The organism is Nocardia xishanensis NBRC 101358, from assembly GCF_001613365.1.
Classification (GTDB): domain Bacteria; phylum Actinomycetota; class Actinomycetes; order Mycobacteriales; family Mycobacteriaceae; genus Nocardia; species Nocardia xishanensis.
The window spans coordinates 1-5,111 of record NZ_BDCF01000102.1 but is presented as its reverse complement, the minus strand read 5'-3'; the positions used below and the strand labels follow the sequence as shown (position 1 = coordinate 5,111).

The following is a 5,111-nucleotide window of genomic DNA, read 5'->3' as shown; positions in this document are numbered from 1 at the left end:
CCATCGAGCGTCGCGCCGCCGCGCACCTGCCGTGGCATCCCGGCCGCTGCGCCGAGCTGGTGGTGGACGGCGAGGTCGTCGGGTACGCAGGCGAGCTGCACCCGGCCGTGCTGGAACGCTCCGGCCTGCCGCCACGGACCTGCGCGCTCGAGCTGAACCTCGACGCACTGCCGCTGCGCGAGTCGCGTCCGGTGCCGGTGGTATCGCCGTTCCCCGCGGTGTTGCAGGACGTGTCCGTCAGCGTCGAGAAGTCGGTGTCCGCGGGGTCGGTCGAGGCCGCGCTGCGCACCGGCGGCGGCGAACTGCTCGAGGACATCGCCCTGTTCGACGTGTACGAGGGCGCCCAGGCGGGCGAGGGCCGCAAGTCCCTCACCTACGCGCTGCGCTTCCGCGCGCCGGACCGCACGCTGACCGAGGACGAGGCGAGCGCCGCCCGCGACGCCGCCGTGGCGTCGGCCGCCGACTCGGTAGGCGCGGTCCTGCGCGGCTGACGCCGACGAAGCATCGAGACCCGTACGGCCGCAACGCCGTACGGGTCTTGCCGTTTTTCGCGGCCGCGCGCGTCTCGGGGGCGGGCGCAGCGTGCCAGGGCCGCCCGGCATTCGGGAGTAGCGTGGCGTTTGGCAACTTTCCTCTGACGATCCGGGAGGTCCGATGACCGTACGAGCGGTATGGCGTGAGACGGTGCTCGCCGAGAGCGACGACACCGTGGTGGTGGAGGGCAATCACTACTTCCCGGCGGACGCCGTGCGCAGCGAGTACTTCGAGCCCAGCGATCACCACACGATCTGTCCGTGGAAGGGCACCGCCTCCTACTACACGGTGACCGTCGACGGCGAGCGCAATCCCGACGCCGCCTGGTACTACCCGACGCCCAAGCCGGATGCCGAGATGGTGCGCGACCGTGTCGCGTTCTGGCGCGGTGTCGACGTGGTCGTCGACTGACAGCGGCCGCCAGGGAGTAAGAACGACCGCATGCGACACCCCGCCGTCCGCATTCTCAACGCGCTGACCTATCTGCCGGAGCGGCAGATAGGGGAGACGCCCGGCACGGTCGGCCTCGAATACGCCGACTTGTCCCTGAGCACCGAGGACGGCGAGACCCTGCACGCCTGGTGGCTGCCTGCGCCGCGGTCGATCGGGCACGTGCTCTTCGCGCACGGCAACGCGGGCAACCTCGGTGACCGGGTGGCGATCTACGCGCTGCTCGTCGCCGCGGGTTTCGACGTGCTCGCCTTCGACTACCGCGGCTACGGCCGCAGCACAGGCCGGCCCAGCGAGCACGGCACCTATCTGGATGCGCGTGCGGCGCGCGCCGCGCTGCTCGCCCGGCCCGAGGTGGACCCGGATCGCGTGCTGTACCTGGGCAAGTCGTTGGGCGGCGGCGTGCTGCTCGAACTCGCCGAGGCGCATCCGCCCGCTGGGCTCGTGCTGATGTCGACGTTCACCGGCATCCGCGACGCGGCCGGCTCGATCTATCCGTTTCTGCCGCGTCCGCTGATTCCCGACGCCTACCCGAACCTGCGGCGGATCGGTAGCCTCGCCGCGCCGGTGCTGATCATGCACGGCGATCGCGACGAACTACTGCCGCTGCGCAATGCCGAGCGGCTGTACGCCGCCGCGTCCGAACCCAAACGGCTGGTGGTTGTGCCCGGCGCCGGGCACAACGACGTCATCGCGCTGCTCGGCGGCGAATGGCCCGCAACGCTGCGGGCCTGGGCGACCGAGGTGCTCGCGGGCTAGCGGCAACCCTCGAACAGGGCGAGCGGTCTGTTTTGCTGCGTAGCCTGGCGTTATGAGCGAACGCAGTGAGCGAATCATGTGTCAGCGTGCATCGCGCATGCCGGAGCCGAGCGCAAGCGAGGCGCAGGCATGAGTGATACGAGGGACATCGCCGCGCGACTCGCCGCCCTGCCGGACGCGGAGCTGGTGACGGTGCTGCGCAGCGCGGTCGAGGGGCGCTCGGCATTTTGGGCCGTGCGCGCCGCGCTGGACGAGTTGGCCGGGGTGGTTCGTGCGACGCACGGGTCCGATGTGAGTCCCGCCACGTTCGATGCTTCGGTGCATGACGGCGGCGAGGGGGCCGCGGCATCCGGGCAGGTCGGAGGCGGTTTCCCGGTACCGTCGGTACCGGTGCAACCGACCGGTATTCCGGTCACGCCCGAGACCGGCGGATATTCGCCGTCGGGGGTGCCTACTTTCGAGTCGGTTCGCGATAAGGTCGAGCAGCGCTTCGGCACTGCGCAGGGGATGGGTGAGCTCGACCGGCAGACCCCGGCGGGCCGCAGCGCCGACGAGCGATTCGCCGCACGCGAGAAAGCCGCGCGGGAACGCCTGGACCAGATTCGGAAATCGATGCGCGGCAAGGGCGCAGACTGACGTGCGCTGGTCCGGGGCGCCGCCGTCGAGCACTGTGCCGGACCGAGATGAGTGGGTGGAACGATGACCGAGCCGCGTGAGATCGCCGAACGGCTCTTGGATGCCCAAGTGGAATTCCTGCTGGCCGAGGTGAGCGGTGACCGCTTCGCCGAAGTGGTCGCACGCGATGTCGATGCGGTGCTCGGCGTGGCCGACACGCTGCTGTTCCGCGAGGTGGTCGAGCTCGACCAGGCGAAGCAGACGGTCGCGACGGTCGTCGATCTGGTCGGTGGCAGCCCCGTGCTGGCCGACATGGTCGGCGTGTTCGCCGACTCGATCTACGACCACATCGCCGCCAACAACGACTACACCCTCGGCGAGGTGGTGGAGCGGGAACCGGTGGAGGCTCTGCTGGAGAAGCTCTTCGGCATGCACCAGGCCCAGGAACGCATCCTGGACCGGCTCACCGAGAGCCCGCTCGTGGCCGCTGTGGCCTCGAAGTTCGTGGACAAGCTGATCAACGATTTCATGCAGGCCAACCGGGAGCGCGCCGAGAAGATCCCCGGCGTCTCCTCGCTGATGTCGCTCGGTCAGTCGGCGGCCAACCGCGCGAGGAAGGCCGCCGACGGCACGTTCGTCGGCGACCTCGCGGGCAAGGGCGCCATGTTCGCGCTCAAGCGCACCAACAACGCCATCCGCGAGATGCTGCGCGACGCCCCCGTGCACTCGGCCGCCATGGAGTTCTGGGATCTGCACGCCGACGAGCCGGTCAGCGGCCTGCGCGAATACCTGACCCAAAAGGATCTCAACGAGCTGGCGCTGCTCTGCTACGAGATCGCGGTGACCACCCGGGAGAAGGAGTACTTCGGGCTGCTCGTCGACGAGTGCGTCGAGGTGTTCTACGCCAAGTACGGCGACTACACCCTCGCGGCCATGCTGCCGGAGCTCGGCCTTTCCGGTGCCGACATCGCCACCGAGATCCTGCGCTACGGTCCCGCCGTGATCGAGGGCGCGAAGCGAAACGGATTGCTGGCCAAGCTGATCCGAGAGCGCCTCGAGCCGTTCTACACCTCGGACGCCGTGCTCGGCATCCTGGCCGACGCGGTGGGCTGAGCCCCCGGCGGGGTCGGGAATGCTGACGCGGGGTTCGGGAGTGCTGACGCGGGTTTGTGCGCTGGCGCGGATTCTCCAAGCGGGTTCGTGAGTGCGGTGCGAGGTTCGTGAGCGCTGGCGCGGTATTGGAGAGCGCCGACGCGATCTTCCAAGGGGTCGACGCGTTTACGAATGCGCAGACGGGGTAATCGAGGATGTCGGTGCCGTGTCGGTAGGCGCGGGTGCGGTGTTGCGAGGCTTCTAGCGCCCCAGCGCCCGGCTCGGCGGGCGCTGACGCGACGTTCGAGGGTGCCGGTGCGGTATCAGCGGGTGCCGGTTCGAAGGCATTGTGGCGGTGCGGTTCCAAGCATTCCGCGCGGTTTGCTGGGGCGCGAGCGCGGCGTGTTCCGCCGGGCAGACGGTCACCATCGGGTGGGGCACGGTGTGAGCGGATGGAAACCGCGAAAATACTGGATTACCAGCATGTTTAGAATGCCTGCTCGCGTCCGTTTCGCCGGATTTTCGCGTTGACACCGCCCCCGCCCTGTGACAGCTTGCTCCTGATTCCGCGCGTTCGTCCCGAATCGTCGCGGTCCAGTTCGCGAGGAGCGGGTGGTGCGTGTGCGTTGGAGGCCGCAGGCGGGCGGCGCGGCAACGGCTTCGGCCGCCGCGCCGGAAGCGTCCGGTGTCGGCAGGATAGTTCGGCCGCGCACCATTCGGGGCCGTTTGGCCAGAATCCTGTTCGTTTCACTGACTCTGGTGCTGACGCTGCTCGGCATCACCCTCGCCAGGGAGATCCAGGCGTTCCAGCGCAGCGGCGACACGGTGGACGCGGTCTCGCTGGCCTTGGTGGTGCAGGATCTGCTGCACGAGGCGCAGCGCGAGCGCGGTCTGAGCAACGGCCTGCTCGGCGGCGACGTCCGGCTGCGCCAGGCCGTCGCGGACCAGCGCGGGGCGACCGACCGGGCGCTGCGCGCACTCGACGCCGAATTGTCCGGCGGCGCGGGTGGTTCCGGTGAGATCCGCGCCGCGATCGGTCAGCTCGCCGGCTTGCCCGCGGTCCGCGCCCAGGTGGACACGGGCCGGATCGGCCGGGCGGCCGCGTTCCAGTTCTACAGCGACGCCATCGACGCGCTGAACCGTCCGCGGCTCGGCCTCGACCAGGCGCGCGACGCCGACGTGCGGCACGGCCTGCTCGCGCTGTACGCGCTCGGCGAGGCGAAGGAACAGACGGCGCGCGAGCGCGGCTTCCTCAACGGCGTGTTCGCCGCCGACGGTTTCGAGCCCGGCGAATACGTCCAGTTCCTCGACATCAGGGCCGCCAAGCAGGCCGGGCTGGCCGCCTTCGCGCGCGATGCCACCGCGGCGCAGCGCGACCTGCTCGACGCCGCGCTGCGCGGCGCCGACGCGACGCGGGCGGCCGAATCCGAGCGCGTCGCCATCGATTCCAGCGCTGGCCCGCTGGTGCGGCCGGTGGATCCCGGCCTGTGGTGGGCACAGATGACGGCCGTCATCGACGAGCAGCGCGCGGTGCAGCAGGCGGTCGGCGACGCGGTGCGTAAGCGCGCGGCCGACCTGCGGCAGGCGGCGGCGCTGACCCTGGCCGGGTTCCTGATCGCCGCGCTGCTCGCGATCGCGGTCGAGATCGCCTTGGTGGTCGC

General features: G+C 70.2%; 6 protein-coding genes. All 6 read left to right on the top strand.

From position 1 onward, the window contains the following. Window positions 1-491: phenylalanine--tRNA ligase subunit beta-related protein (locus NX1_RS34670; RefSeq protein WP_507762107.1), on the top strand; the 491-nt coding region annotated here is incomplete at its 5' end. Between the two features lie 163 nt (window positions 492-654). Then, window positions 655-945 (top strand): DUF427 domain-containing protein, encoded by a 291-nt coding sequence (locus tag NX1_RS34665; RefSeq protein ID WP_068069334.1) that lies wholly within the window; start codon window positions 655-657, stop codon window positions 943-945. A gap of 30 nt (window positions 946-975) precedes the next feature. After that, the gene (locus tag NX1_RS34660) at window positions 976-1,743 is read left to right on the top strand and encodes an alpha/beta hydrolase (protein ID WP_068069331.1); all 768 of its coding nucleotides are present in this window, start codon (window positions 976-978) and stop codon (window positions 1,741-1,743) included. Between the two features lie 129 nt (window positions 1,744-1,872). Then, window positions 1,873-2,379: a PspA/IM30 family protein gene (locus NX1_RS37255; protein ID WP_174555564.1), complete on the top strand. Its 507-nt coding sequence runs from the start codon at window positions 1,873-1,875 to the stop codon at window positions 2,377-2,379. 63 nt (window positions 2,380-2,442) lie between these two features. Continuing rightward, window positions 2,443-3,471 carry a hypothetical protein gene (locus NX1_RS34650; RefSeq protein ID WP_068069328.1) on the top strand — a complete coding sequence of 343 codons (1,029 nt, stop codon included), beginning with the start codon at window positions 2,443-2,445 and terminating at the stop codon, window positions 3,469-3,471. 594 nt (window positions 3,472-4,065) lie between these two features. Further along, the coding region (locus tag NX1_RS34645; protein ID WP_245668918.1) for a nitrate- and nitrite sensing domain-containing protein at window positions 4,066-5,111 on the top strand (1,046 nt) is incomplete at its 3' end.

Coding starts and splice junctions, on each gene's coding strand:
- NX1_RS34665 (WP_068069334.1), top strand. CDS start 655: ATGACCGTACGAGCGGTATGGCGTGAGACGGTGCTCGCCGAGAGCGAC.
- NX1_RS34660 (WP_068069331.1), top strand. CDS start 976: ATGCGACACCCCGCCGTCCGCATTCTCAACGCGCTGACCTATCTGCCG.
- NX1_RS37255 (WP_174555564.1), top strand. CDS start 1,873: ATGAGTGATACGAGGGACATCGCCGCGCGACTCGCCGCCCTGCCGGAC.
- NX1_RS34650 (WP_068069328.1), top strand. CDS start 2,443: ATGACCGAGCCGCGTGAGATCGCCGAACGGCTCTTGGATGCCCAAGTG.